24 protein-coding genes are annotated in these 24,375 nt (G+C 64.4%); 14 read left to right on the top strand and 10 right to left on the bottom strand.

The window, feature by feature from the left end; genetic code table 11:
- The first annotated feature begins 13 nt into the window (after nucleotides 1–13).
- Nucleotides 14–1,165, top strand: a complete 1,152-nt coding sequence (locus ACV17W_RS18180) for a metallophosphoesterase (protein WP_462593754.1) — start codon at nucleotides 14–16, stop codon at nucleotides 1,163–1,165.
- A gap of 68 nt (nucleotides 1,166–1,233) precedes the next feature.
- Here ACV17W_RS18180 and ACV17W_RS18175 read toward each other — a convergent pair whose 3' ends face one another.
- The 3 genes from ACV17W_RS18175 to ACV17W_RS18165 form a co-directional block, all read right to left on the bottom strand.
- Nucleotides 1,234–2,181, bottom strand: a complete 948-nt coding sequence (locus tag ACV17W_RS18175) for an alpha/beta fold hydrolase (protein WP_462593752.1) — start codon at nucleotides 2,179–2,181, stop codon at nucleotides 1,234–1,236.
- A 373-nt stretch (nucleotides 2,182–2,554) separates the two neighbouring features.
- A complete protein-coding gene (locus tag ACV17W_RS18170; RefSeq protein WP_462593751.1) occupies nucleotides 2,555–3,346 on the bottom strand; it encodes an IclR family transcriptional regulator in 792 nt (263 codons plus the stop codon).
- Nucleotides 3,343–4,248, bottom strand: a complete 906-nt coding sequence (locus ACV17W_RS18165; RefSeq protein WP_462593750.1) for an IclR family transcriptional regulator — start codon at nucleotides 4,246–4,248, stop codon at nucleotides 3,343–3,345. Before ACV17W_RS18165 ends, ACV17W_RS18170 begins: the two co-directional genes overlap by 4 nt.
- Before the next feature lie 210 nt (nucleotides 4,249–4,458).
- On the opposite strand from ACV17W_RS18165, the gene ACV17W_RS18160 reads away from it, so the two are divergent.
- The 6 genes from ACV17W_RS18160 to ACV17W_RS18135 all read left to right on the top strand — a co-directional run bounded on the left by ACV17W_RS18160 (nucleotide 4,459) and on the right by ACV17W_RS18135 (nucleotide 9,920).
- Nucleotides 4,459–5,610, top strand: a complete 1,152-nt coding sequence (locus tag ACV17W_RS18160; protein WP_462593749.1) for an acyl-CoA dehydrogenase family protein — start codon at nucleotides 4,459–4,461, stop codon at nucleotides 5,608–5,610.
- A gap of 71 nt (nucleotides 5,611–5,681) precedes the next feature.
- A complete protein-coding gene (locus ACV17W_RS18155) occupies nucleotides 5,682–6,431 on the top strand; it encodes an electron transfer flavoprotein subunit beta/FixA family protein (RefSeq protein ID WP_462593748.1) in 750 nt (249 codons plus the stop codon).
- The gene (locus ACV17W_RS18150) at nucleotides 6,431–7,360 is read left to right on the top strand and encodes an electron transfer flavoprotein subunit alpha/FixB family protein (RefSeq protein WP_462593747.1); all 930 of its coding nucleotides are present in this window, start codon (nucleotides 6,431–6,433) and stop codon (nucleotides 7,358–7,360) included. Before ACV17W_RS18155 ends, ACV17W_RS18150 begins: the two co-directional genes overlap by 1 nt.
- 210 nt (nucleotides 7,361–7,570) lie before the next feature.
- Nucleotides 7,571–8,089: an RNA polymerase sigma factor gene (locus ACV17W_RS18145; RefSeq protein WP_462593746.1), complete on the top strand. Its 519-nt coding sequence runs from the start codon at nucleotides 7,571–7,573 to the stop codon at nucleotides 8,087–8,089.
- Nucleotides 8,086–8,844 (top strand): anti-sigma factor family protein, encoded by a 759-nt coding sequence (locus ACV17W_RS18140; protein ID WP_462593745.1) that lies wholly within the window; start codon nucleotides 8,086–8,088, stop codon nucleotides 8,842–8,844. The genes ACV17W_RS18145 and ACV17W_RS18140 overlap by 4 nt, the downstream gene beginning before the upstream one ends.
- A gap of 302 nt (nucleotides 8,845–9,146) precedes the next feature.
- Complete coding sequence (locus ACV17W_RS18135) at nucleotides 9,147–9,920, top strand: alpha/beta fold hydrolase (RefSeq protein WP_462593744.1); 774 nt, start codon at nucleotides 9,147–9,149, stop codon at nucleotides 9,918–9,920.
- A 48-nt stretch (nucleotides 9,921–9,968) separates the two neighbouring features.
- On the opposite strand, the gene ACV17W_RS18130 is transcribed toward ACV17W_RS18135, so the two are convergent.
- A complete protein-coding gene (locus ACV17W_RS18130) occupies nucleotides 9,969–11,339 on the bottom strand; it encodes an amidase (RefSeq protein ID WP_462593743.1) in 1,371 nt (456 codons plus the stop codon).
- Between the two features lie 24 nt (nucleotides 11,340–11,363).
- The gene (locus ACV17W_RS18125) at nucleotides 11,364–12,353 is read right to left on the bottom strand and encodes a tripartite tricarboxylate transporter substrate binding protein (RefSeq protein WP_462593742.1); all 990 of its coding nucleotides are present in this window, start codon (nucleotides 12,351–12,353) and stop codon (nucleotides 11,364–11,366) included.
- 147 nt (nucleotides 12,354–12,500) lie between these two features.
- Between ACV17W_RS18125 and ACV17W_RS18120 the strand changes: the two genes are divergently transcribed.
- Nucleotides 12,501–13,397, top strand: a complete 897-nt coding sequence (locus ACV17W_RS18120) for a LysR substrate-binding domain-containing protein (RefSeq protein WP_462593741.1) — start codon at nucleotides 12,501–12,503, stop codon at nucleotides 13,395–13,397.
- 41 nt (nucleotides 13,398–13,438) lie between these two features.
- Here ACV17W_RS18120 and ACV17W_RS18115 read toward each other — a convergent pair whose 3' ends face one another.
- On the bottom strand, nucleotides 13,439–14,062 hold the full coding sequence (locus ACV17W_RS18115) for a carboxymuconolactone decarboxylase family protein (protein WP_462593740.1): 624 nt from the start codon (nucleotides 14,060–14,062) through the stop codon (nucleotides 13,439–13,441).
- Nucleotides 14,063–14,310: 248 nt separating this feature from the next.
- Between ACV17W_RS18115 and ACV17W_RS18110 the strand changes: the two genes are divergently transcribed.
- Together ACV17W_RS18110 and ACV17W_RS18105 are read left to right on the top strand one after the other, a co-directional pair.
- Complete coding sequence (locus ACV17W_RS18110) at nucleotides 14,311–14,562, top strand: hypothetical protein (RefSeq protein WP_462596582.1); 252 nt, start codon at nucleotides 14,311–14,313, stop codon at nucleotides 14,560–14,562.
- A gap of 262 nt (nucleotides 14,563–14,824) precedes the next feature.
- The gene (locus ACV17W_RS18105; RefSeq protein ID WP_462593739.1) at nucleotides 14,825–15,520 is read left to right on the top strand and encodes an aspartate/glutamate racemase family protein; all 696 of its coding nucleotides are present in this window, start codon (nucleotides 14,825–14,827) and stop codon (nucleotides 15,518–15,520) included.
- 30 nt (nucleotides 15,521–15,550) lie between these two features.
- On the opposite strand, the gene ACV17W_RS18100 is transcribed toward ACV17W_RS18105, so the two are convergent.
- Nucleotides 15,551–16,012, bottom strand: coding sequence for a GNAT family N-acetyltransferase (locus tag ACV17W_RS18100; RefSeq protein ID WP_462593738.1), 462 nt, complete (start codon nucleotides 16,010–16,012; stop codon nucleotides 15,551–15,553).
- A gap of 265 nt (nucleotides 16,013–16,277) precedes the next feature.
- Between ACV17W_RS18100 and groES the strand changes: the two genes are divergently transcribed.
- From groES to ACV17W_RS18080, 4 genes are all read left to right on the top strand, one after another.
- Nucleotides 16,278–16,565 carry a co-chaperone GroES gene (gene groES / locus ACV17W_RS18095; RefSeq protein WP_012250823.1) on the top strand — a complete coding sequence of 96 codons (288 nt, stop codon included), beginning with the start codon at nucleotides 16,278–16,280 and terminating at the stop codon, nucleotides 16,563–16,565.
- A 33-nt stretch (nucleotides 16,566–16,598) separates the two neighbouring features.
- Nucleotides 16,599–18,239 (top strand): chaperonin GroEL, encoded by a 1,641-nt coding sequence (gene groL / locus ACV17W_RS18090; RefSeq protein ID WP_462593737.1) that lies wholly within the window; start codon nucleotides 16,599–16,601, stop codon nucleotides 18,237–18,239.
- Between the two features lie 188 nt (nucleotides 18,240–18,427).
- A complete protein-coding gene (locus ACV17W_RS18085; RefSeq protein ID WP_462593736.1) occupies nucleotides 18,428–19,357 on the top strand; it encodes a YihY/virulence factor BrkB family protein in 930 nt (309 codons plus the stop codon).
- Nucleotides 19,358–19,486: 129 nt separating this feature from the next.
- Nucleotides 19,487–20,497: a DUF481 domain-containing protein gene (locus ACV17W_RS18080; protein WP_462593735.1), complete on the top strand. Its 1,011-nt coding sequence runs from the start codon at nucleotides 19,487–19,489 to the stop codon at nucleotides 20,495–20,497.
- Nucleotides 20,498–20,509: 12 nt separating this feature from the next.
- Here ACV17W_RS18080 and ACV17W_RS18075 read toward each other — a convergent pair whose 3' ends face one another.
- Genes ACV17W_RS18075 through ACV17W_RS18065 form a run of 3 tightly spaced genes read right to left on the bottom strand, consistent with a single transcriptional unit; the run spans nucleotide 20,510 to nucleotide 24,219 of the window.
- On the bottom strand, nucleotides 20,510–22,711 hold the full coding sequence (locus tag ACV17W_RS18075) for a xanthine dehydrogenase family protein molybdopterin-binding subunit (protein ID WP_462593734.1): 2,202 nt from the start codon (nucleotides 22,709–22,711) through the stop codon (nucleotides 20,510–20,512).
- A complete protein-coding gene (locus tag ACV17W_RS18070) occupies nucleotides 22,704–23,711 on the bottom strand; it encodes an FAD binding domain-containing protein (protein WP_462593733.1) in 1,008 nt (335 codons plus the stop codon). The genes ACV17W_RS18075 and ACV17W_RS18070 overlap by 8 nt, the downstream gene beginning before the upstream one ends.
- A 4-nt stretch (nucleotides 23,712–23,715) precedes the next feature.
- Nucleotides 23,716–24,219 carry a (2Fe-2S)-binding protein gene (locus ACV17W_RS18065; RefSeq protein WP_462593732.1) on the bottom strand — a complete coding sequence of 168 codons (504 nt, stop codon included), beginning with the start codon at nucleotides 24,217–24,219 and terminating at the stop codon, nucleotides 23,716–23,718.
- Nucleotides 24,220–24,375: the final 156 nt, after the last annotated feature.

Genomic DNA, 24,375 nt, shown 5'->3' with positions numbered 1-24,375 from the left:
CGCGGGCCGCCGAATGCCACGCTTCGCTTTCCTGCTGCGCCTCGCGCTCATCGTCGCTGCGGCCCACCTGTATGTGGGCATGCGGCTGATTCCCGATCTTGCAGGAGGCCCCGGCCTGCATTGGGCAGGCGTTGCGGGACTGGCGCTGTCGTGCGTGCTGATGCCCCTGTCGCTGGTGATCCGGCCGTTTGCCGCCCGCCCCTGGGCCGATGCGGTTGCCGCCATCGGACTGGTCGCCATGGGACTCTTCTCGTTCCTTTTCGTGCTGACGCTGTTGCGCGATGTGACTCTGGCCATTGCCCTGACCGCGTCGACCCTGGGCGATTTCCCCCTGTCCGTGGCGGCATGGAAGCGCAACACCGCACTGGCGGTGCTGGGCCTGTCGGCAACGTGCACACTGCTGGGCGCCTGGAACGCACGCCGGCTGGCCCGGGTACGGCGCGTCGACATTCCCGTCGCCGGCCTGCCGGACGCGCTGCACGGCTACACCATTGCACAGATCAGCGACATTCATGTGGGCCCCACGATCAAGCGCGGCTATGTGGCGCGTATCGTGGACGCCGTGAACGCGCTGAACCCTGACCTGATCGCCGTCACCGGCGATGTGGTCGACGGCCCGGTGGCGCGACTCGCGGCACATACCCAGCCGCTGGGCCGCCTCACGGCCCGGCATGGGGCCTATCTGGTGACCGGCAATCACGAATACTATTCCGGCGCGCCGCAGTGGATCGCCGAATTCCGCCGCCTGGGGCTGCGCGTACTGCTGAACGAGCATGTCGTGCTGCACCAGGGCGGCACGCCCCTCGTCGTGGCGGGCGTGACCGACTACAGCGCCGGGGCGTTCGACCCGGCGCAAGCGAGCGACCCGGCCGCCGCCCGCGCAGGCGCGCCGGCCGACGCCGTCAGCGTGTTGCTGGCACATCAACCGCGCAGCGCCATCGCGGCGGCGGCGGCGGGCTACCACCTGCAGATTTCCGGCCACACCCATGGCGGCCAGTTCCTGCCCTGGAATTTCTTCGTGCGCTTCCAGCAGCCATACACCGCCGGGTTGCGGCGCTTTGGCGATATGTGGGTCTACACCAGCCGCGGCACGGGTTACTGGGGCCCGCCCCTGCGGCTGGGCGCAGCCTCCGAGATCACCCTGCTGCGGCTGGTGAGCGGCTGAGGCCGCCAGGCTGCCCAGGGGCTGTAGCCTCTAAGCAGGCCCGGCTCCTTGGGGCGCGGCGCCACCTGCTACGCCGCATTCAATGCGGCCAACTCACGATTGAAGCGCGCCGGGTCTTCATAGAATGGGCTATGGCCGATTGCGCTGTAAATCGACAGCAAAGCCTGCGGGATCAGGCTGGCGGTGTACTCACTCATTGCCACAGCCGAAATCTGGTCCAGTTCCCCATGCGTCACCAGCACGGGCACGCGCACCTTGCGCAGCGCGGCGTCATAGTCGGCCGGCCTGCCGCCCAGGTAGCGGCGCACCGCCACGGGTGTCTCGTTGTTGTAGCGGATCATCTCGCGCATTTCCGACTCGGGTGGTTGGCGCTCAAAACACGCCCGCAAAAATGGCTCGACGGCGTTCGCAGCGACATGAGCATCGTCGGCTGCCAAGGGCCTCATGAGCGCCGCCGAACGGCCCAGCATGGCGGGATTCGCGGTTGACGTGGCAGCCACGTAGTTGATGGCAGCCAGGCCAGTATCGCCGTAGACCCCGAGATAATCATTGATAACCCTGCCCGCGTACGACCAGCCCACCAGGCAAGGCGGTTGCGTGCAGGTTTCCTGTATGACGGTTCGTACATCGTCCGCCCAGCGCTGCGCGTCGCGATATGCTTCGGCGTTCATGGGCTTGCCTGATTTCCCGTGACCGCGCAGGTCGAAGGCAATCAGATGGAAATCGCGCAGCAATGCAGGGTCGGCGAACTGTTTGCCCCAGCACTCATGGCTTTGCGAATAGCCATGGATGAACACAATGGGCCGGCCATGGCGATTGCCTGCCTCGGCCACTGACAGCGGCACACCGTCAGTTGCCAGTGAGCGTATCGTGCGCATCTGCGTCGGGGAACCTGATGGCTGCGCGCGCAGCAACGCCGGACCCGCCAACGCCACGCCAGCAGTCAGTCGCAGCATCGCCCGACGGGACAGGGGCAAGCCTGCGCTATCGGCGCCAGGCCTTGAGAACTTGGACATCGTCGCCTCCATTTCTAGTCTGGTTTTAGACGAGGCGCCGCGCTGACGCCGGCAAGGGCGTGACGCTTGCACGCCCCGACCTGGGCACCTCGGGACGTAGCGTAGCAACACCGATTCATTGAAGAAAATGGTAAATATCTTGGATAATCATTGATCGTATCGATGAAGACTCACAAGAGGCTCGCAATTCGCCCGGCGCCAGGGCCTCGAGGCCGAAAATGCGGCATCACCGAGCCCGGCGTCGCCGACTTGCGCGAGCCGACGCAATCAACGCATCGACAGGATCATCACCACCGTCCATTTCGATCAGCGCGACGTGCTCGATACAGCCACGGCGGCCATGCCATATACCCTCAGGGTTGAAAACGCGCTATCAGAGTTCGCCGTCGAACTCAGCCAGCACTCCCTGCAGCCGGACCGCCGCCGCGCACAGCGCAGGCTCGATGAGCTTGCGTTCGGTGGCCAGATCGGATTGCAGCTGGGCACGGCTGCAGCTAAGGCTCATGACGATACGTTTGCGTCCCACGACCAGGGGCGCGGCGATTCCGTACGAGTCGCGCTTGTATCCCGCCATCACCGAACAAACTCCAGTTTTGCGCAACTGCGCAAAACTTTGTTGAATGCTGCGCATCAGGGCGCCAGCGGACTCGGCGGCCTGGCGGCTCAATTGCTCGAGCAGGGCTTCGCGCTGGGGGGGCGGCAAGCCCCAGAGATATGCGCGGCCAATTGCCGTGGAGCCCAGTGGCACCATCGATCCCACCCCTTGCCGCAGGGTTCCGACGCGGCGGCTGGCCCGATAGCCCAGGTACAGCATATCGAGCTCATCGCGTATGCCCAAGGCGACGGCCACATGCAATTCGTCGGCGAGTTCCTGCAAAAACGGATTGGCGATGTGCAATAGCTCGCTGCCTGCAAGATAGGCATGGCCTATGCCCACGGGGGCGGCACCGAGTTCGAATTCGCGGCCTCCTGGTACGCGCCGCAAGAAACCTAACTGCAGCAGCGTGCTCGTCAACCGGGACACGGTCGCTTTTGGCAGGCCCGTACGGCGGACCAACTCGGTGTTCGACAACGGGGTGCGGTCAGACTGGAACGCCCTCAGCACCTGCATGCCGCGCTGCACGGAAAGCACGGTCGAACTCGCGGACTTTTGCGGCACGCTCATGGGCCTGACACCTGCTGCTGTATGCCGGACACCATCGCCAGCAACTGCGGGCCGATATCACGCTCGACCCGGGCCCGTGTCATCTGCTGGCTCGACCCGACGCAGGCCAGCACCATGGGCGCATGGCCCTCGACCAACAAAGCCGCGGCAACGATGCCGATTTCACTGTCCCATTCGCCCAGCGACGAACAGAAACCGTCGCGCTGCACCTGCGCCAGACCCTCGCTGGTGCGACGGCGCATTTGCGGCCACTGGCGTTGGGCACGCCGCTCGACATTTTCCAGCAAGTAGTAGCGCTCCAGTTCGGGCAAGGCCGCGAGCAGCGCCCATCCCATGGGCGAAGATGTAATGCCAAAGCGCACTCCGGCGTGCAAGTCGAGCGCAAGCGTGGACTGGGCGCTGCGACAGCTTTCAAGCACGATCATGTCGAGCCTGTCGCGCGCGCTGAGATTCACATGTACCTTGTGGCGTTCGGCATAGACCTGCATGCTGGCATACGCCACACGCTGCAGATCGGAGTTGACGGTGGCCCCGTAGCCCAGCGTCAGCGCGGCCGGCGCCAGGCGGTACTTGCGCCCCTTGGCATCATGGAACAGATACCCCAGCATAACCAGTGTCTGGGACATTCGGGTGACAGTGGGCGGAGGCAGGCCAGTGCGCTGCGCGAGCTCGCGCGTACCCAGCCATCGCTCACCGGGCAGAAACGCTGCAAGCACCGCCAATGCGCGGGCGAACGGTGCCACCATTGCAGGCGACGCGGCCACCGCCTGAGCCGGCTCGGCGACGGTGTCGGCAGTGATTACCCGTGCGCCTTCCTGCGTCAACTTGCGGGCTGCTGCCCCGCCTTGACTGCGGGCCGTCCCCGGCCCCATCGCTACTTTCTCTTTGATTCCGGAAACCATGATTCAGTCTGTGGCATATCGATTCATTTGAATCCCGCCAAGTTCCGTACTTTGGAATTTCCCTGGCGAGTAACTATAACTGCTTACCGCTATATGCGGTACATGAATCGCTTTTCATGAATTCCATTGTACGGAACAATTACCGAACAGACTTGACGCTCAGGCGTCTGTGGCCGCAGCATGTGCATATTATCTTTTGAGCTACCCGCCATGATCCGAGACCAGGAAACCCTCAACATCCTGACCGACAACATCGCCCGCTTCGTACGCGAACGCCTGATCCCCAATGAGGAAATCGTTGCGGAAACTGACGAAATTCCTGCCGACATCGTGCAGGACATGAAAGACATGGGCCTGTTCGGGCTGACCATCCCCGAGAAATATGGCGGCCTGCAGCTCACCATGGAAGAAGAGGTCCTGGCCATGCTGGAGCTTGGCCGCGCGTCGCCGGCGTTCCGTTCGCTGCTGGGCACCACCGTGGGCATCGGTTCGCAAGGCATTCTGTTCGACGGCACCGAAGAGCAGAAACAGAAATACCTGCCCCGTATGGCCACTGGCGAAGTCATTGCCTCGTTCGCACTCACCGAGCCCGGTTCGGGCTCGGACGCCGCGTCCCTGCGCACGACCGCCATCCGCGATGGCGACCATTACGTGGTCAATGGCACCAAGCGTTTCATCACCAATGCCCCCCAGGCAGGCATCTTCACGCTGATGGCGCGCACCGACCCCGAAAAGAAGGGCGCAGCAGGCATCTCCGCGTTCATTGTCGACGCGAACACGCCCGGCATCACGCTGGGCAAGCGCGACAAGAAAATGGGCCAGAAAGGCGCCCACACCTGCGATGTCATATTCGAGAACTGCAGGGTGCCTGCGGCCAACCTGATAGGCGGCGTAGAAGGCCGTGGCTTCAAGACCGCCATGAAGGTGCTCGACAAAGGCCGCATCCACATTGCGTCCATCTGTGTGGCCGTCGCTGAACGCATGCTGTCCGACGCGCTGAAATATGCGGCTGAACGCCGCCAGTTCGGCCAGCCGATTGGCGAATTCCAGCTGGTGCAGGCCATGCTGGCCGACAGCAAGGCCGAAATCTACGCCGCGCGCAGCATGGTGATCGATGCCGCACGCCGCCGCGACGATGGCCTGCCCGTCAGCACCGAAGCCTCGTGCGCCAAGTTGTTCGCCTCTGAAATGTGCGGGCGGGTCGCCGACCGGGCCGTGCAGATTTTCGGCGGCGCCGGCTACATGAGTGAATACGGCATCGAACGCTTCTATCGCGACGTGCGCCTGTTCCGCATCTACGAAGGCACCACGCAAATCCAGCAATTGGTCATCGCGCGCAATATGCTCAAGGAACTGCAATAGCCGCCCCACTTGCACATACTGCGTTTTCTGTTTCTGTACCAGTTCGCCCCCGAGGGCGAGGAAGCTCAACCATGAAAGTTTTCGTACCAGTCAAGCGTGTCGTTGACTACAACGTCAAGGTACGCGTCAAATCCGATCAAACGGGCGTGGATATCGCGAACGTGAAGATGTCCATGAACCCGTTCGACGAGATTGCCGTCGAAGAAGCCACGCGCCTGAAAGAAAAAGGCGGGGTCACGGAAGTGGTGGCGGTGTCCTGCGGGGTGTCGCAAAGCCAGGAAACGCTGCGCACGGCCATGGCCATCGGCGCCGACCGCGGCATTCTGGTGCAGACCGATGCCGAACTGCAGCCGCTGGCGGTGGCCAAGCTGCTCAAGGGTCTGGTCGACAAAGAGCAGCCGCAGCTGGTCATCCTGGGCAAGCAGGCCATCGACGACGACGCCAACCAGACCGGTCAGATGCTGGCCGCGCTGCTCGACTGGCCGCAAGCTACGTTCGCCAGCAAGGTCGAGCTGGGCGAAGGCGAAGTCACGGTCACGCGCGAAGTCGACGGCGGGCTGGAAACGCTCAAGCTGAATCTGCCGGCCATCGTGACGACCGACCTGCGCCTGAACGAGCCGCGCTACGTGACGCTGCCCAACATCATGAAGGCCAAGAAAAAGCCGCTGGACACGGTCACGCCGCAGGACCTGGGCGTCGATCCCGCGCCGCGTCTGAAGACCCTGAAGGTCAGCGAGCCGCCGGCGCGCAAGGCAGGCATCAAGGTGGCCGACGTGGCCGCGCTGGTCGACAAACTGAAGAACGAAGCGAAGGTGCTGTGATGACGACGCTGGTTATTGCCGAACACGACAACGCCCAATTGAAGGGTGCAACGCTGAACGCCGTGGCGGCTGCCGCGCAGCTGGGCGGCGATGTACACGTGCTGGTGGCGGGCAGCAATGCGCGCGCGGTGGCCGAGCAGGCGGGCCAGGCCGCGGGCGTGGCCAAGGTGCTGCTGGCCGACGCGCCGCACCTGGCCGATGGCCTGGCCGAGAACCTGGCCGCACAGGTGCTGGCGGTGGCCTCGAGCTACAGCCACATTGTGTTTCCGGCCACGGCCTCGGGCAAGAACGTGGCCCCGCGGGTGGCCGCCAAGCTCGACGTGGCGCAGATTTCCGACATTATCGCGGTGGAATCGCCGGACACCTTCCAGCGGCCCATTTACGCGGGCAACGCCATCGCCACGGTGCAGTCGGGCGACGCGGTCAAGGTGATCACGGTGCGCACCACGGGTTTCGATGCGGTCGAGGCCACGGGTGGCTCGGCGGCGGTCGAGGCGCTCGAGGCGGTGGCCGATTCGGGGCTGTCGTCGTTCGTGGGCCGCGAAGTGGCCAAGAGCGACCGCCCCGAGCTGGCGGGCGCGCGCGTGGTGGTCTCGGGCGGCCGCGGGCTGGGCAGCGCCGAGAACTTCAAGATCCTGGATCCGCTGGCCGACAAGCTGGGTGCGGCGCTGGGCGCCTCGCGCGCGGCAGTGGACGCGGGCTACGCGCCCAACGACTGGCAGGTGGGGCAGACCGGCAAGATCGTCGCGCCGCAGCTGTACGTGGCGGTGGGGATCTCGGGAGCCATCCAGCATCTGGCGGGCATGAAAGATTCCAAGGTGATCGTGGCCATCAACAAAGACGCCGAAGCGCCGATCTTCGGCGTGGCCGACTACGGCCTGGTGGGCGACCTGTTCCAGGTCGTGCCCGAGCTGGCCGGCGCGCTGTAAGCAACGCGCCGCGCCGGCGTGCCGCAACCCTTTGCGGCACGCCCCGCCGACTGTACACGAACCTGCTGTACATGTTCGCCAACGCAGCCGGGACGCGCTACTGTAAGCAGCGTGCCGGCCCGTCATCCCGTGTAACAGCCACTCTTCCGCGGGAATAATCGCCGCCGCCGTTCGTCTGACCCACATCGACAACCTGAAGAGGCCTTACCCATGGCGGCGGGCATAACCGACGAAGACCTGCGAGAGGTGCTGCCGCGATTGCGGCGCTTTGCGCTGTCATTGACCCATGACGTGGCCAATGCCGACGATCTGGTGCAGACATGCATGGAACGCGCACTATCGCGCGCAGACAGCCGGCACCCCGAAGGCGACTTGCGCGCGTGGCTGTTTTCCATACTGTACCGATGCTTCATAGACGGGCAGCGCCGCAGCCAGCGGTATGCTCGCATCCTTGATTTCTTCAGCGGCGCGCCGGAACCGCAGGCGCCGTCGACCGAGCAGGTGGCGATCACCCGCGCGGCCCTGGATGACCTGGCCCAGCTGACGGCAGACCAGCAAAGCCTGCTGCTGCTGGTTTCCGTTGAAGGGCTGGGCTATCAGGAAGCCGCCGCGGTGCTCGATATTCCCATCGGCACCGTGATGTCCCGGCTTTCGCGGGCACGCAAAGCACTGCGAGACATCAATGACGGACGCATTACCGGGCAGCCTGCATTGCGGGTGATGAAATGACGACGACGATTCCCACTGAACACGAATTGCACGCTTATGCCGACGGGCAGCTGGACGCCGCGCGCCGGGCCGAGGTAGAAGCCTATCTGGCCGCGCATCCGGCCGCGGCTCACGACGTCGAGCAGATCCGGCGCCAGACGGAAGCGCTGCGCAGCCAGCACGCCGACCTGAGCCGCTACGCCGTACCCGAACGCCTGGACCCGGCATCCATCCGCCGCGACCTGCGCGCCCGTACGCGCCGCCGTATGGCGCTGGCCGCCACGCTCGTGCTTGCGTTCGGAATGGGCGGAATGGGGGGCTGGCAGGCACGCGAGTCCGCCATACGCTCGAACTACCTGCCGATGGCAGACGCCGTACAGGCTTACCGCATGTTCGCATCGGACTCCGCCGGCGCGATGGTGGACTTCCAGTCCAGCCAGCCCGCAGAGCTTCAGGCGTGGCTCAACCGGCACTTCATGCAGCCGGCGCCCCTGCCCGATTTCAATGCGTTCGGTTACCAGCCCGTGGGGGGCCGGCTGATGTCCACCGAATCGGGGCCGGCCGCGATGGTGCTCTACCAGAACCCCCAGGGAGAAACCATTCTGTACTACGTGCGTCCTCCTGGCCGCGCCGTGAACTTCGGCGACGGCAAGCGGAAAGACGGCGACCTGATGGCGCAGTACTGGAAGCAAGGACGCTACTTCTACGCGGTGGTCAGCCCCAGCGACACGCCCGCTGCCCGCGCCGTCCAGCAGGCAGTCGCCCCGGACGCCTGAGGCGCGCAGCGCCAGGGCGCTTCGCTCGCAACCCGCAGTCAGCCCCTCGGCCGACACGACTGTCCTCAGCCTGAACTGCCGGCCCTGCATCCGCCCCTGACGGGGCGGATTTTTTTTGACGACGCTCGTGTCTCGCCGGGCCAGGAAACAGGCGCTTTTTTTTGTGCGGCGCGGAATAAGCCCTCGGGCGGCGCGTCTTACCACTGACAGGCACGCATGCACGACCGCCTCGCGATCGCCGCTTGCGCCGCTTGCACCGCTCATCCTCCAACCGAATTGAACCCGCACATAAGGATTGCCCCATGAAGATCAAACACACCCTCGCCACCGCCGCGCTCGCCATGGCCGGACTGGGCCTGAGCCATGCCGCCATCGCCGCAGGCGAGGCAGCCGCCCCCATTCGCAATGTCGTGCTCGTGCATGGCGCATACGCCGACGGTTCGAGCTGGTCTGAAGTGATCCCCAGGCTGCAGAAAGCCGGCCTGAACGTGACTGCCGTACAGAATCCGCTGACCTCGCTGGCCGATGACGCGGCAGCGACGAAACGCGCCCTGGCGCGGCAGGATGGCCCCACCCTTTTGGTTGGGCATTCGTGGGCCGGCACGGTGATCTCGCAGGCGGGCAATGATCCGAAGGTGGCGGGGCTGGTGTATGTGGCCGCGCGCGCTCCGGACGCCGGCGAAGACTACGGCGCCCTCGCGGCCAAGTTTCCCGCAGCACCGGCCAGCGCCGGCCTGGTGAAATCAGGCGGCTTTGCGCAGCTGAACGAGCAGGCATTCCTGAATGACTTCGCCCAGGACATCGACCCGGTCAAGGCTCGAGCGCTGTATGCCGAGCAAGGCCCCATTTCCGACACCCTGTTCGCCTCACGCACCACCGAAGCCGCATGGCGCCACAAGCCCACCTGGTACGCCGTCTCTACCAACGACCGCACCACTTCGCCCGAACTGGAACGCTTCCTAGCCAAGCGCATGAAGGCGCACACCATTGAGCTGCCGTCGGGGCATCTTTCGATGCTGTCGCACCCCGACGAGATCACGGACCTGATTCTGCGCGCGGCGGGCCACAAAAGCTGATGCGAGAGGTGCCGTCCGTCCTTGACGGGCGGCACCATGACGCACGCATCAGCTCGCGTGCACCACCTCGGCCATCCATCTTGCATACGCGGTCAGGCGCTCATCCTGGTGCGGCTGACCGATCAACTGCACCCCGAACGGCATTCCCTCTACCGCCAGGACCGGCGCCGCAACCGCCGGCGCACCCAGATAGGACGATACGCAGCTGAACGAGACGTCTCCTGTCGGAAATGGCGTGTTCCTGGTCGCTTCGAATCGCGGCGCAGGCCCGCAGGAAGCCGGACTGATCAGCGCGTCGCAGTAATTGGCCAGAGCGGCCAGCCGCTGGCGCGCGAGATCGCGCTCTGCCAAATCCTGGCGGAAGGTGTCCAGGGTGACACTGCGTCCGCTTTCGAGCTGGCGCAGCAGACTGGGGCCCAGCGTCCCCGGATGCTGTTCAATCAGATTCTCGAGAGACCAGCGTTGTTCCCACGAGATCAGGCGCAGCATATTGGCGGTGGCCGTGGCGATCGACTGCTCGAAGAGGTCCAGCAGCACCAGGTCTGAACGCCGCACGATCTCGACGCCCTGCTCCTGCAAAGTCTGCAGCAGGCCCTCGAAGGCGGCGCGAGAAGCCGGATCCAGGCGCGGCCAGCCCTCCGTTTCCATGACGGCCACCCTGCGCAGCGGCTGCGGTGCGGGCGCCGCCAGGCCACCATACAGGCCCGGGTGCCCGGGATCGCCGCCCACGCGCGTCACGATTTCCATGGCCGTGGCCCACATGTCTTGCGCGCAGCCGGCGTGAATGCCCACATGCGACTGGCTGTAGCCCAGCCTTTCACCGCGATTGATGCCGCCGAAGGTAGGCTTGAGCGCCCAGTTTGCATTGAAGCTGGCGGGGCGCAGTACCGAACCCACCAGCTGCGAGCCGATCGCCACCGGTACCATCTTTGCGCCCACCGCGGCACCCGACCCGCTGGATGAGCCACCCGGGGTGCACTGGGGATCAAAGGCGTTGGTCGTGGGTCCCGGATCGAGAAAGCCGAGCGCAGTGGTCACGGTCTTGCCCAGGATGATGGCACCCGCGTCACGCAGCGCGCGCACCAGGGCGCTGTCGCGCTTCGGAAAGCTGCCGGCATACGCCGGACTGCCCATCTGCGTAGGCATGTCCTTCGTCTCGATCAGGTCCTTGATGCCGATGGGCATCCCATCGATCTGTGACAGGGGCTGCCCTGCTTCATAGCGCCGGTCCGATTCGCGGGCCGCCGCGCGAGCGCCCTCTTCGTTCAGCACGACCCAGGCCTGGACCACCGGCTCGCGCTCCCGGATAGTCTGAAGGCAGGCTTCCAGGAATTCGCTGGGACGTTGCTGGCGGGCCAGGAAACGTTCACGGGCCGCCGCGAACGACAAGGGCTGGTAGGTGCCCGGATGGTAATTCATGTCAATGCTCCTCTGCGCACGGGCTCAGTTGCTTTCAATGCCCGCGCTGACAATCAAATCAGTCCAGCGCCGATGCTCTTCCTTGAAGAACGCATCGAACGCTTCCGGCGTGCTGGTGTCCACGCTCATTCCCACCCCGCCCAGACGCTCCTGCACCTCGGGCAGCTTCATGACCTGGATGAAGTCAGCATTGACTTTGTCGATCACCGCCTTGGGCGTGCCTGCCGGCGCAAACAAGCCGTACCACGCTTCCAGCTGCAAGGACGGCAAGCCGGCTTCGGCGGTCGTAGGCACATCGGGCAGGCCGGGAAGGCGCTGGCTCGACGCCACCGCGTAGGGCTTGGTCCGGTTGGCCTTGACGTAGTTCTGCACATTGCCGGAGGCGAACTGCACCAGCACATCCACTTCGCCGGACAGCATTGCCATGGACGCTTCCAGGGCCCCCTTATAGGGCACGTGCATGATGTCGATATCCGCTTCCTGCTTGAACATCTCGGAATAGAGCTGCAGCACGCCACCCGAGCCATTCGACGCGTAGGTCAGCTTTCCCGGATTCTTGCGCGCGCTGTCGATCAATTCCTGCAGCGTGTTGGCTTCAACCTTGGGGTTCCCCAGAATCAGCACGGGAAGCGTGCCGATCTTGGTGATGCGCTCGAATCCGTCCACCACATCGATTCTGGTGTGCTTGTTGATGGCGGGCAGCGTGGCCACCTCATTGAATGCCAGCAGGAGCGTATAGCCGTCCGGCTTGGACCGTGCCACGTAGTCGGTGCCCACCAGAGAACCCGCGCCAGGCTTGTTCTCGACGATGACGGGCTCACCCCACAGCGCGGCAAGCTTGGGGGCAACCAGCCTGGCCACCAAATCGGCCGTGCCCCCCGGCGTGGTCGGCACCACGATGGATACCGTCCTGGACGGAAACGCCGCCGAGTCGGCCGCCGCCGCCGCCGTGCCCCACGTGGCCAAAGAAATCAATGCAACGGCGCAGTAACGCCAGACCGATGGTTTCATCATTACCCCCTTTGGTATTTTGCTTAACAACCCGTTAATTGAAAAAAGCACACGCCCCATCGACGCAGGCAAAAATGGTAGGAACGCGGCCCAGCATGGTCAATCAACTTCTGCGCTGCTACGATTCAGTTTTAGTTAACCGAAATCACGATGGATCCGCTTCCCCCGCTGAACGCCTTGCGCGTGTTCGAGGTCGTAGGTCGGCTGGCCAGCGTCACGGCCGCGGCGCAGGAACTGTGCGTGACACCTGCGGCCGTCAGCCGGCAGATCCACTTGCTGGAAAAGCAATTGCGCACCGTGCTATTTCATCGCCAGCACCGGCGCATCAGCTTCACGCCCGAGGGCCTGGAATATCACCAGGAAATTTCGCGCCATCTGGCGGGGCTGCGGCGGGCCACCCAGAGCCTGCAACGCGCGGCGCAATCCCGCGTCTTCAACCTTCGTGCTCCGCACACGGTCGCCATGCGCTGGCTGCTGCCGCGCCTGGCCGGCCTGCACGCGGCGCACCCGGAACTGGAAGTCCGCCTGCACACGTCCGCCAGTCCGCCCGATTTTGAACGCGAGCAGCTCGACGCCGCCATCGTGCTCAATCATGGCCATGCACCCGGCCTGGCGCAGTTCAAGATCATGGAGAACGAGATCGCCCCCGTGTGCACGCCGGATATGGCGCGGCAGCTGCAACGGCCCGAGCACCTGCGCGGCGTCACTTTGCTGCACACCCACGCGCGCCCCGACGATTGGCAGGTCTGGTTTGCGCACGCCGGCCTGCGCCTTCCCGAAGACGGCCGAGACATGCGATTCGAATCATCGGCATTGGCCTATGAAGCCGCACTGGCCGGCTATGGGGTAGCCATGGGCCAGAAGGCGCTCATCACGCAAGAACTGCAGGACGGCCGGCTGGTGGCGCCGTTCGACCAGTGGCTCAACCTGGGCGCGTTTTCTTACTACTTCGCAATACCCAAGGGCAGCTACGAATGCGACACCCGCGAAGCCGCCGTGCTGCGTGAATGGATCGCGTTGATTTCACATCACGACGCGGCGCAATAGCCGGGCACACGGCCGCACACCTTCGTGCGCGGCCGCCGGCATCAGCACTTGCCGTACTTGGACGGCACCTTGCCCAGGTCGGATTTCACTTCGAGCGCCCCGGTCACCTGCGAAGCCATGTTGTAGAACGCGCCCGTCATGGTCAGCTCGACGATTTCGCGCGGCTGGTAAAACCCCTGCAGTGCCTCGAACGTGGCGTCGCTGACGCCCAGCGGCGACCCGATTTCCTCGGCGTACGCCAGCAGCGCCCGCTGTTTGTCGGAATACATCTTCGATGTTTTCCACCCCGCCAGGCCGTCGACCTGCGCTTCCGAAATGCCGCAGCTCAGCGCCATGGGCCGGTGGGCGGTGAACTCATATTCCGCGTTTGCCAGCTGGGCAATGCGCAGGATCACCAGTTCCCGGTCGGCACGGGGCACCTCGGCCGAATTGCGCAATGCCGTCGCCAGCCCCAGATAGGCCTTGAAGATTTCAGGGCTGTGCCCCACTACCCTATGCATGTTGCCGGGCTCGGTGCCGCGGGCCCTGATGGCGTTGAAGGCGGGCTGCAGTATCTCGTCCTGCGTGTCCGCCGGCACCAGAGGCACGCGTGCAGGCGGTTCTTGCGCGTACGCTGATCCCAGCGCCAGGACGGCGCACAACGCGCCCACGGCGTATGACTTCATGATGTCTCCTCGGTCCTTGTTGTTGTAGGGTCGCAATATCGCTCGGCAATATTTGCCCGATCGAGCTTAGCGGCGGCCCAGGTTGGCAACAATCGCGCCGCCGGAACAGCAGTTGTTCCGTTTCCGCGGCCCAACCATCACGGAATGCCCGACAAGATGCGCAACAGGCAGCAATGCGAGTAAGGTAAAGGCTACGCCCAGTTCCGTCCGGCACGTCGGCCCGTGCTTCCAGCGCAATACACACCTTGATGAATATATTTCGCTCGACCATGCGTCCCATCCTGATCGCGGCCGCATGCGCGTCGCTCGCCGCCTGCGCCGACAACCCGCCCCGGCAAACCGGCATGGACTACCGCAGCGATCCGCCGCCCGCCGCCCAGCGCGCCGACAGCGCGCCAGGTTCGTCTGGCCAACGGCTGACCATCCAGTCCGGCGAAGGGGAGCGCCTGAACCTGCCCTGGTTCATACGCGACACGCAAGACTGGATCAACCGCCAATAATGCGTGCCGAAGCACGAGCCATGGCGGCAACGTCCGAACGTCGCGGGAACGCCCGCCTGCAGCCCGGGGGCAGTCATCTGCCCTGAGGCGCAGCACAGGGTGTGATCGTTGTGGGCGGTGCCTTCACCCGTGGGCTCCATGCGCAATCCATACTCCGCCCGGAGCGCAGTCTGTAAAATCCGGCGATTCGTTGGGCCGCGCCCGGAATTATCGGTCAGTCAGATTTGCGATTGCGAACACGTCAAAAAGGGTTCGAGGAAAAATGAAGAAAATCGGGATGATCGGCGGGTTGAGCTGGGTGTCCACGGCCGAGTACTACAGGCGGGTCAATCAGATAGTGCAGGAAATCGAAGGCGGCGTGACCTCAGCCCGAATCGTGCTGGAGAGCGTGAACCGCCAGGACTACGTGGACGCCGTCATCGAGCGGCAGGACGAGGCCGCGGCGTGCCGGCAGATTGCAGCATCGGCGCAGGCGCTGCAAGCGGCCGGCGCGGATTTCATCGTCATCACCTGCAATGACGTGCACCGTTTTGTCCCGCTGGTGCAGCCAATGATCGACATCCCGTTCTTGCATATCGCTCAAGTCACAGCGGATGCGATCAAGGCCCGAAAAGGCCTGAAGCGCGTGGCGCTCCTGGGAGTCAGAAAAACCATGGAAGGCGACTTTTATCCCAGTATCTTTGCCCAGAACGGCCTTGAAGCAATTGTTCCCGACGAAAAGGAAAAGAGCTTCATTCATGCAAGCATTTATGAAGAACTGGTGCAAAATCGATTTCTCGACGAAACCCGGAACCGATACAAAGACATCATCGCTGAGCTGGGGCGACGTGGAGCGGACTGTGTCGCCCTGGCTTGCACAGAAATCCCGCTGCTCTTGCCGCCACAGGATTGCCCTGTGCCCGCATTTTCCACAACCGAGCTTCATTGCCAGGCTGCAGTGAGGATGGCCCTGTCCTGAGCAGCTTTCTGCTGCATTTATCCGGCGGCGCTAGGCCAACCGGGGAGCCGCCTTGCACATGAAGACACTGTTGGGGTCTTCCACATAACTGCCGAAGGGCCCGCAACGCTGGTATCCGCAACGGGAATAAAGGGCCAAGGCCTCGGGTTGCAGATACCCTGTTTCCAGCACGAATTGATGGCAGCCGCGGCGCTGCGCCTGGGTTTCCAGGAGGCAAATCATTGCGCGCGCAATCCCTTTGCCCCGATGGGACGGCTTTGTGTAAAAGCGTTTGAGCTCGCCATAGGAAGCTTCCAGCACCATGGCTCCGCAAGCAACGGCCTCGCCGCCAGGGTCGCGCGCGACGGCGAAAAGTACATTCGGTTTTTCCAGCGCATGGATGTCGATGCCGTGATGGCTCTCGGCGGGGTAGAGCGGCTTCTGGAACGCGTCCAGATCATCGATGAGCCCCAAAACATCCGGCTGCCTGGGCGATTCAAGAGAAATTTTCATCCGTGCATTCGCTCCCTTTGCGCGCCACGGCCCTGGACCGCCACCGTGCCGCCGAGGCGCCATTATCGGCCCGTCTCTCCGGTCACGGGCGGCGAAGGGCGGCCGGGGGCCCCGACCGCCCGCTGGCCAAAATGTAACAACGGCCCCACCCCCCCTTGAACCCGGCAACATCATCCCTATAATTAGCACTCGCCGCCGGTGAGTGCTAACACCACCGGCCCGGATTCGATCATTTCACCTTCTATATAGAAACAGGAGTTTCCTCATGGCCCTGCGTCCCCTGCACGATCGCGTGATCGTCAAACGCCTGGACAACGAGCGCAAGACTGCCTCGGGCATCGTTATCCCTGACAGCGCCGCTGAAAAGCCGGATCAAGGCGAAGTGGTCGCCGTTGGACCGGGCAAGAAGACCGAAGACGGCAAAGTGCTGCCGGTCGACCTGAAGGCTGGCGACAAGGTGTTGTTCGGCAAGTATGCCGGCCAGTCGGTGAAAGTCGATGGCGAAGAGCTGCTCGTCATCCGCGAGGAAGAAATCCTCGCCGTGATCCAGTAATTACCTGAACCGAATTTTCGAAGGAAGCTCACAATGGCTGCCAAGCAAGTCCTGTTCGCTGACGACGCCCGTGTCCGCATCGTCCGCGGCGTAAACGTCCTCGCCAACGCCGTAAAAACCACCCTGGGTCCCAAGGGCCGCAACGTGGTGCTCGAGCGTTCGTTCGGCGCCCCCACCGTCACCAAGGACGGCGTGTCGGTTGCCAAGGAAATCGAACTGAAAGACAAGTTCGAGAACATCGGCGCCCAGCTCGTCAAAGACGTGGCCTCGAAGACCTCGGACAACGCCGGTGACGGCACCACCACCGCCACGGTGCTGGCCCAGGCCATCGTTCAAGAAGGCCTGAAGTACGTTGCCGCCGGTTTCAACCCCATCGACCTGAAGCGCGGCATCGACAAGGCCGTGAGCGCTGCCGTGGCCGAACTGGCCAAGCAATCCAAGCCGGTCACCACCAGCAAGGAAATCGCCCAGGTTGGCTCGATCTCGGCCAACAGCGACGAATCCATCGGCAAGATCATCGCTGACGCGATGGACAAGGTGGGCAAGGAAGGCGTCATCACCGTCGAAGACGGCAAGTCGCTGGACAACGAGCTCGACGTCGTCGAAGGCATGCAATTCGACCGCGGCTACCTGTCGCCCTACTTCATCAACAACCCCGACAAGCAAGTCGCCGCTCTGGACGACCCGTATGTCCTGATCTTCGACAAGAAGATCAGCAACATCCGTGACCTCCTGCCCGTGCTGGAGCAAGTCGCCAAGTCGAGCCGTCCGCTGCTGATCATCGCTGAAGATGTCGAAGGCGAAGCGCTGGCCACCCTGGTGGTGAACAACATCCGTGGCATCCTGAAGACCACCGCCGTCAAGGCCCCGGGCTTTGGCGACCGTCGCAAGGCCATGCTCGAAGACATCGCCATCCTGACGGGCGGCGTGGTCATCTCCGAAGAAACCGGCATGTCGCTGGAAAAGGCCACCCTGCAGGAACTGGGCCAGGCCAAGCGCATCGAAGTGGGCAAGGAAAACACCACCATCATCGACGGCGCTGGCGACAGCAAGTCGATCGAAGCGCGCGTCAAGCAGATCCGCGTCCAGATCGAAGAAGCCACTTCCGACTACGACCGTGAAAAGCTGCAGGAACGCGTGGCCAAGCTGGCCGGCGGCGTTGCCGTGATTCGCGTCGGTGCTGCCACCGAAGTCGAAATGAAGGAAAAGAAGGCCCGCGTCGAAGACGCCCTGCACGCTACCCGCGCTGCAGTGGAAGAAGGTGTCGTGGCTGGCGGCGGCGTGGCCCTGCTGCGTGCCAAGCAAGCCATCGCCGACCTGAAGGGTGACACTCCCGACCAGAACGCCGGTATCAAGCTGATCCTGCGCGCCGTGGAAGAGCCCCTGCGCACCATCGTTTCGAACGCCGGCGAAGAAGCCAGCGTCGTGGTGAACAACGTGCTGAACGGCAAGGGCAACTACGGCTACAACGCCGCTACCGGCGAGTACACCGACCTGGTCGAACAAGGCGTGCTGGATCCCACCAAGGTTACCCGCACCGCCCTGCAGAACGCCGCTTCGGTGGCCAGCCTGCTGCTGACGGCCGAGGCCGCCGTGGTGGAACTGGCTGAAGACAAGCCCGCTGCTCCGGCCATGCCCGGCGGCATGGGCGGCATGGGCGGCATGGACTTCTAATTCAAGTCCACGCTGTTTGCGCCAGTGTCCCCGGCAGTATCGGGGACACGCCAGACCGACACCCCCAAGGGTTTGCGCCCGTGGGGGTGTTTTTCTTGGGCGCGCCGCGGCCTGGCATACGGATTGCGGATTGTGAACGGCAGGCGCCGCCCCCTACAATGCCTGCATCCCGACTGCCCCGACCCGCCATGTTTATTCCGCCCCGTCTGCTGCAAATTTTGCACCCCAAGGAAATCTACGGGCTGCTGGTCGAATCCGCCAAGCAGTGGTCGCAGCACCGGGCGTCCAGCAAAGGCGCGGCGCTTTCGCTCTATATGGTCTTCTCGCTGGCGCCGATGCTGCTGCTCGTGATCGCTGTCGCGGGCATTTTCTTTGGCGAAGAAGCCGTGCGCTCGGAACTGTTCAGCCAGGTGCGCGACCTCACCGGCCCCCGTGGCGCCGAAGTCATCCAGACGGTGCTTGCCAGCGCGCACGAATCGGGAGGCGGCTGGATCGCCGCGCTCCTGTCGATTGCAGTGCTGATCTTCAGCGCGACCACGGCGTTTGCCGAATTGCAGGCCAGCCTGGACGAGTTGTGGGACGCCACCGACCAGCGCAAGGCGGGCCTGCAAGGCCTGGTGCGCAGCCGCATGGTGTCGTTCGGCCTGGTGCTGGTGTTGGCGATGTTCCTGCTGATCTCGCTGCTGATGAATGCCGCCCTGGGCGCCGCCAAGGGCTATTACGGCGACCTCTGGAGCAATTCAACCTTCGCGACGCTGGCCGGCTGGACGGCGAACCTGTTTTCGTTCGCCGTCGTGACCGCGTTGTTTGCCGTGGTGTACAAGTTGCTGCCCAGTGTCACCATCCCCTGGCGCGACGTCATCCCCGGCGCCATCGTGACGGCGGCCCTGTTCCTGGTGGGCAAGTGGGGCATCGGCCTGTATCTCGGCCGCGGCGGCACCGTGTCGGCCTACGGGGCCGCGGGCTCGCTGATCGCCCTGCTGTTGTGGATCTACTATTCCGCCCAGATCTTCTTCTTCGGGGCGGTGTTCACCCGGCAGGTGGCCGAACGATTCGGCAGCCGAAGCGCGCAGGCGTCTTCAGATCCGCATTCGGAAAGCGGCAGCGGCATGGCGTAATACCCTGACGAAAACCGTCACACGCCGTGCGCGTGTCGCGTTTAGCATGGGGGCTACGCTAATTACCCAGCCCCCATGTCCCGTCGGCCAGCGCCTCACACCCGATCCTATTTCCTCCTGCCGCGCCTGATGGCGCTTTTCCTGGCCCTGTCAGCCGGACTGGCTTGCGCCGACACCGTCTGGTTGAACAACGGCGACCGGCTCACCGGCAAGATCCTGTCGCTGGACAATGGCTATCTGCTGGTACATACCGAATATGGCGGCGATGTGCGCATAGCCTTCAAGCACGTCAAGACGATGCAAAGCGATACGCCGCTGGTCGTGCGCGACGCATCCCTGCAACGCGACTACCGCGCGAGGCTTGCTGAGGCAGACGCGGGCACGGTGAGCCTCGAGGGCGTTCGGCGCGATAGCCACGGCACCGAACCGGTACGGGTGGACCTGCCGCTGGACACGCTCGACAGCGTGGTGCGGCCGCGGCCGTTCCTGCGGGAAGTATCGGTCACGGGCCGCCTGGACATGGGGGCCAACCGCCGGACGGCCTCGACGGACACGCAAGACTATTCGGCCACCCTGGACACGACGATACGGCACGACCTGTGGCGCCATCAGATCACGGGTGCGTATCAGCGCAGCAAGGAAGACGGCAGCATCAACGTCAACAATTACGGCCTCGGCTATACGCTGGACCGTTTCATGACCGAACGGGCGTTCTGGCAGGGCCGGCTGATGCACCGCCGCGACTGGATTGAAGACCTGAACCGTCAGACCGCTTACGGCACCGGCCCGGGATATCAGTTCTGGGACAACGAACTGGGCGCGTTCTCGCTCTCGGCCCTGCTGGGAAGAGTGCACTACGGCTATAGCGACGGCAGCACCGACGCCGCTTACGCGGCCAGTCTGCGCTGGGATTATGTGCGGTATTTCAGCGGCAAGGACTTCGAACTCTTCACCAAGGGCGAACTGCTGCGGCCCCTGGAAGGCGACGCGCAGGTGGCCATCAACGGCGAGGCGGGCGTGCGCTACAACGTGAACAGCTGGCTTTCGCTATATATGAAATACGCGCGCAACCAGGTGAGCAGTTCGTTCGAGAGCCTGAACGAATCGGTATACAGCACCGGCCTGGGCGTGCACTGGTAGCTGCGAGGCTCGCTAAGCCCGCAGCAGGTCTTCGATGCGCACGGGCAGGTCGCGCACTCTGATGCCGGTGGCGTGGTACACGGCATTCGTGATGGCGGCGGCAATGCCGGCCAGGCCGATTTCACCGATACCGCGCGCCCCCGCCTCGTTCCAGATGGTATCGGGATAGTCCAGGAAGTTCACATCCAGCTGCGGCGCATCGGCATGGGTGGCCACCAGGTAGTCGGCCAGGTTGCTGTTCAGGGGAGCTCCCGAGCGGCTGTCGTAGTGCGTGTGTTCCAGCATGGCCATGCCGATGCCCATGATGATGGCGCCTTCGATCTGGTTGCGCCCGGTGCGCGGGTTGATGATGCGGCCCCCGTCTATCACCGTGACGACGCGCCTGACGCGCAGCCGCGCAGTGGCGGCATGCCAGCCCACTTCAACGAAATGCGCCCCATACGAGTTGATGGAGTATTTCTCCTTGAGATCCTTGCCACTGCCCGCGCGCCCGTCGCCGGTTACGCTGGCCGCGTGCGCCGATCGCAGCACCTGCTCGAAGGGCACCCCGGGGGCGGTGTGTCCTGACGACAGCCACAGGCATCCGTCGCGCACCGACACCTCGTCGGCCGACTTACCCGCGTAGGGACCTTGTTCGCCAACGGCCAGCTCGCGAAGCGCCTGGACCGCCTTGCGCGCGGCCTCGAGCGCGGCGGGCACTACAGAGGCCGTGGCCGCGGATCCGCCGGAGACAGGGCCAGGCGGCAGCCGCGTGTCGCCCAGCTTGACCTGGATGCGATCGAGCGGGATACCGGTTTCGGCGCTGACCAGCTGGGCCAGAATGGTATAGGTGCCGGTGCCGATATCCTGCGTGGCGCAAACCAGCCCGGCAGTGCCGTCTGCATTCAGGCTGACGCTGGCGCTGGCCGGCATGCGCAAGCCCAACCATGAACAGGCGGCCATGCCCCATCCCAATATCTCGTCGCCCTGCCGCATGGCGCCGATGGCGGCATCGCGGTGTTGCCACCCGAAACGTTCAGCGCCCTGCCTGAGACATTCGCACAGATGCCGTGAAGAAAACGGCAGTCCGCTGCCTTCGTCGTGGTCGGGCTCGTTCATCAGACGCAATTCGACGGGATCCATCTGCAACGCCACGGCCAGCTCGTCCATGGCCGATTCCAGCGCGTACATGCCGGGTACCGCCCCTGGCCCGCGCATGGACGTGGGCGCCCCGACGTTGCGCCGCGCCTGGCCCCAGCAAACCTTGAGGTTGGGAGTACTGTACATGCGCGGCGTCGCTTCCCCGCAATCTTCGCGGTAGTCGTCGAGAATTGAGGCCTGGCTGAGATAGTGATGCTGCACCGACACCAGCCTGCCATTGCGCGCCGCACCCAGCCGCAGGCGCTGGCGGGTATAGGGGCGATGGCCCGCGCTGTGGAAGGTCATGGCACGGCTGATCACCACTTTTACCGGACGCCCCAGCAGCCGGGCGGAAACGGCCGCCAGCAGCGAATGCGGCCACGGCCAAAGTTTGCCGCCGAAGCCGGAACCCAGATACTGCGAAATGATGCGCACATTCTCGCTGCCGGTGCCCAGCATCTGGGCGACGACTTTTCGATGATTGACCACGCCCTGCGTCGTTTCATACAACGTATAGCCCGAACCGTCGTGCATGGCCACGCAGGCATGCAGTTCCAGCGCATTGTGCGTTTCCACCGGCGTTGTGTAGACGGCGTCAACCTGCACGGGCGCCTGTTCGTAGGCCTGGGCGGCAGCGCCGCGCTCGCTTTCCACATGGGGCATGTGCTCATCGCACGGCGGCGACACATCGGGGGGCTCGGCCCGGTAGCGCACCTGGACGGCCCGGGCCGCTGCCTGGGCCTGCTCCAGCGTGTCGGCCAGCACCAGCGCGACATACTGTCCGTAGTAGCGCACGACATTGTCGTCCAGCGGCGGACGCGCCTCGTCGATGGAGCCGCTCGTGACGCGGTACAACGGGGGCCGGTTGCCGTGATGCAACACTTCCTGCACTCCCGGCATGGCGCGGGCCGCCTCGGTGTCCACCGCCGTGACTTCACCATTGGCGATGGTGGCGCATACCGGCACACCGTAGATCATTCCCGGCAATGCGACGTCGGCTGCGTAACAGGCTGCCCCGCTGACTTTGGCGGGCCCGTCGATGCGCGCATGTGGATGGCCGATGGCTTTGGGATGGGTGAATCGGGCGTCAACCATGAGCGGCTTCCTCGGGCGGCGGCAAGGCCAGCGAAAACGTATGGGCCAGGCAGCGACGCGCAAGCTCGATCTTGAAGCCGTTCTCGGATTGAGGAACGGCATCGTGCAGGGCGGCCTGCGCGGCCTGCTGGTACAGCGCGGCGCTCGGCACCTCTCCTACGAGCAGTTGTTCGCTCTGAGGGCAATGCCAGGGCCGCGTCCCCACGCCGCCCAGCGCGATGCCGGCCGCGAAGATCCGGCCATCGCGCTGGTGCAGCACGACGGCGCTCGAAGCCAGGGCGAATTCGTAAGAGGCGCGATCGCGCAGCTTCACATAGCGGGAATGCGTGCCCGCATCGAGGGGCGGCAGTGTGACGTGAGTGATCAGTTCGCCGTTGCCCAGCACGGTTTCGCGGTGCGGCGTGTCAGCGGGCAGCAGGTAAAAATCGCGCAGCGGGATATCGCGGGCGCCGTCGGGGCCTAGTGTGTGCACGGTGGCGCTCAGCGCCATCAGCGCCACATTCATGTCCGACGGATTGCTGGCGATGCAATGCGGGCTGGTGCCCAGCACGGCCAGATTGCGGTTATGCCCTTCGATGGCGTCGCAGCCGCTGCCCGGTTCGCGCTTGTTGCAGCGAGCCGCACGATCCCGAAAGTACACGCAACGGGTGCGCTGCAGCAGGTTGCCGCTGGTGGTGGCCATGTTCCTCAACTGGGCCGACGCGCCGGACAGCAAGGCTTGCGCCAGCACGGGGTACTGATCGGCTATACGGGGATGGCGCGCGAGGTCGGCGTTGCGCACAAGCGCGCCGATGCGGGTGCCGCCATCGGGCAGCTCCTCGATCTGATCCAGGGGCAGGTCGTTGATGTCGATCAGCTGAGCCGGGGTCTCGACATCGAGCTTCATCAGGTCGACCAGCGTGGTGCCGCCTGCAAGAAAGCGCACCGGCCCCGGGGAACGCGCGGCCATTTGCAACGCGGCCTGGACGTCGGCGGCTCGGATGTATTGGAAACTGTGCATGAGCTTACCTGTTTCCGCGCACATGCTGGATGGCCGCCACGATATTGGCGTAGGCGCCACAGCGGCAAATATTGCCGCTCATGGCTTCGCGCACATCATCGTCGGCCTCGCCGCAGGGCTCTTGCAGCAAAGCCGTGGCCGACATGATCTGACCCGCCGTGCAATACCCGCATTGATACCCATCATGGGCAACAAAGGCCTCTTGCATCGGATGCAGGGCCCCCTCGCTGCCCAGGCCTTCGATGGTGGTGATGTCGCGGCCCTGCGTAGACACCGCCAGCACCAGACAGGAATTGACGCGCCGGCCGTCGACATGCACGGTGCAGGCGCCGCATTGCCCGTGGTCGCACCCTTTCTTGGTGCCGGTCAGCTGCAGGGTCTCGCGCAGCGTATCCAGCAGCGTGGCACGCGGGTCGAGCGCCAGCGTGTGCGGCCGGCCATTGACCCGCAGCTCCAGCGGCACGGGCTGCAATGAGGCGATCGGCGTATGGCCAGAGGGGGGAGTCATGGGGGCAAGGTCCTGGCTGCAAGAGACGGATCAGGGCCGGGAAGCAATTCGCGTGCCCGTGAGTATTGCGCGGCGGGCCGACTGACTTGCGCGGTGCATCGGACCGCGCCGGCCGCGAGCATCGCACGGCCCGCCGTGCGCCGGTGCAGCGCCAGT

Source organism: Bordetella sp. MIP270_01_BMS (genome assembly GCF_054958705.1).
The sequence above is the reverse complement of the archived record's forward strand: the minus strand, read 5'-3'. Positions and strand labels throughout refer to the sequence as shown.

Coding starts and splice junctions, on each gene's coding strand:
- ACV17W_RS18080 (WP_462593735.1), top strand. CDS start 19,487: ATGGCGCTTTTCCTGGCCCTGTCAGCCGGACTGGCTTGCGCCGACACC.
- ACV17W_RS18130 (WP_462593743.1), bottom strand. CDS start 11,339: ATGAATTACCATCCGGGCACCTACCAGCCCTTGTCGTTCGCGGCGGCC.
- ACV17W_RS18155 (WP_462593748.1), top strand. CDS start 5,682: ATGAAAGTTTTCGTACCAGTCAAGCGTGTCGTTGACTACAACGTCAAG.
- ACV17W_RS18085 (WP_462593736.1), top strand. CDS start 18,428: ATGTTTATTCCGCCCCGTCTGCTGCAAATTTTGCACCCCAAGGAAATC.
- ACV17W_RS18180 (WP_462593754.1), top strand. CDS start 14: ATGCCACGCTTCGCTTTCCTGCTGCGCCTCGCGCTCATCGTCGCTGCG.
- ACV17W_RS18145 (WP_462593746.1), top strand. CDS start 7,571: ATGGCGGCGGGCATAACCGACGAAGACCTGCGAGAGGTGCTGCCGCGA.
- ACV17W_RS18160 (WP_462593749.1), top strand. CDS start 4,459: ATGATCCGAGACCAGGAAACCCTCAACATCCTGACCGACAACATCGCC.
- ACV17W_RS18150 (WP_462593747.1), top strand. CDS start 6,431: ATGACGACGCTGGTTATTGCCGAACACGACAACGCCCAATTGAAGGGT.
- groES (WP_012250823.1), top strand. CDS start 16,278: ATGGCCCTGCGTCCCCTGCACGATCGCGTGATCGTCAAACGCCTGGAC.
- ACV17W_RS18165 (WP_462593750.1), bottom strand. CDS start 4,248: ATGGTTTCCGGAATCAAAGAGAAAGTAGCGATGGGGCCGGGGACGGCC.
- ACV17W_RS18175 (WP_462593752.1), bottom strand. CDS start 2,181: ATGTCCAAGTTCTCAAGGCCTGGCGCCGATAGCGCAGGCTTGCCCCTG.
- ACV17W_RS18100 (WP_462593738.1), bottom strand. CDS start 16,012: ATGAAAATTTCTCTTGAATCGCCCAGGCAGCCGGATGTTTTGGGGCTC.
- ACV17W_RS18120 (WP_462593741.1), top strand. CDS start 12,501: ATGGATCCGCTTCCCCCGCTGAACGCCTTGCGCGTGTTCGAGGTCGTA.
- ACV17W_RS18105 (WP_462593739.1), top strand. CDS start 14,825: ATGAAGAAAATCGGGATGATCGGCGGGTTGAGCTGGGTGTCCACGGCC.
- ACV17W_RS18140 (WP_462593745.1), top strand. CDS start 8,086: ATGACGACGACGATTCCCACTGAACACGAATTGCACGCTTATGCCGAC.
- ACV17W_RS18065 (WP_462593732.1), bottom strand. CDS start 24,219: ATGACTCCCCCCTCTGGCCATACGCCGATCGCCTCATTGCAGCCCGTG.
- ACV17W_RS18110 (WP_462596582.1), top strand. CDS start 14,311: ATGAATATATTTCGCTCGACCATGCGTCCCATCCTGATCGCGGCCGCA.
- groL (WP_462593737.1), top strand. CDS start 16,599: ATGGCTGCCAAGCAAGTCCTGTTCGCTGACGACGCCCGTGTCCGCATC.
- ACV17W_RS18070 (WP_462593733.1), bottom strand. CDS start 23,711: ATGCACAGTTTCCAATACATCCGAGCCGCCGACGTCCAGGCCGCGTTG.
- ACV17W_RS18135 (WP_462593744.1), top strand. CDS start 9,147: ATGAAGATCAAACACACCCTCGCCACCGCCGCGCTCGCCATGGCCGGA.
- ACV17W_RS18125 (WP_462593742.1), bottom strand. CDS start 12,353: ATGATGAAACCATCGGTCTGGCGTTACTGCGCCGTTGCATTGATTTCT.
- ACV17W_RS18115 (WP_462593740.1), bottom strand. CDS start 14,062: ATGAAGTCATACGCCGTGGGCGCGTTGTGCGCCGTCCTGGCGCTGGGA.
- ACV17W_RS18170 (WP_462593751.1), bottom strand. CDS start 3,346: ATGAGCGTGCCGCAAAAGTCCGCGAGTTCGACCGTGCTTTCCGTGCAG.
- ACV17W_RS18075 (WP_462593734.1), bottom strand. CDS start 22,711: ATGGTTGACGCCCGATTCACCCATCCCAAAGCCATCGGCCATCCACAT.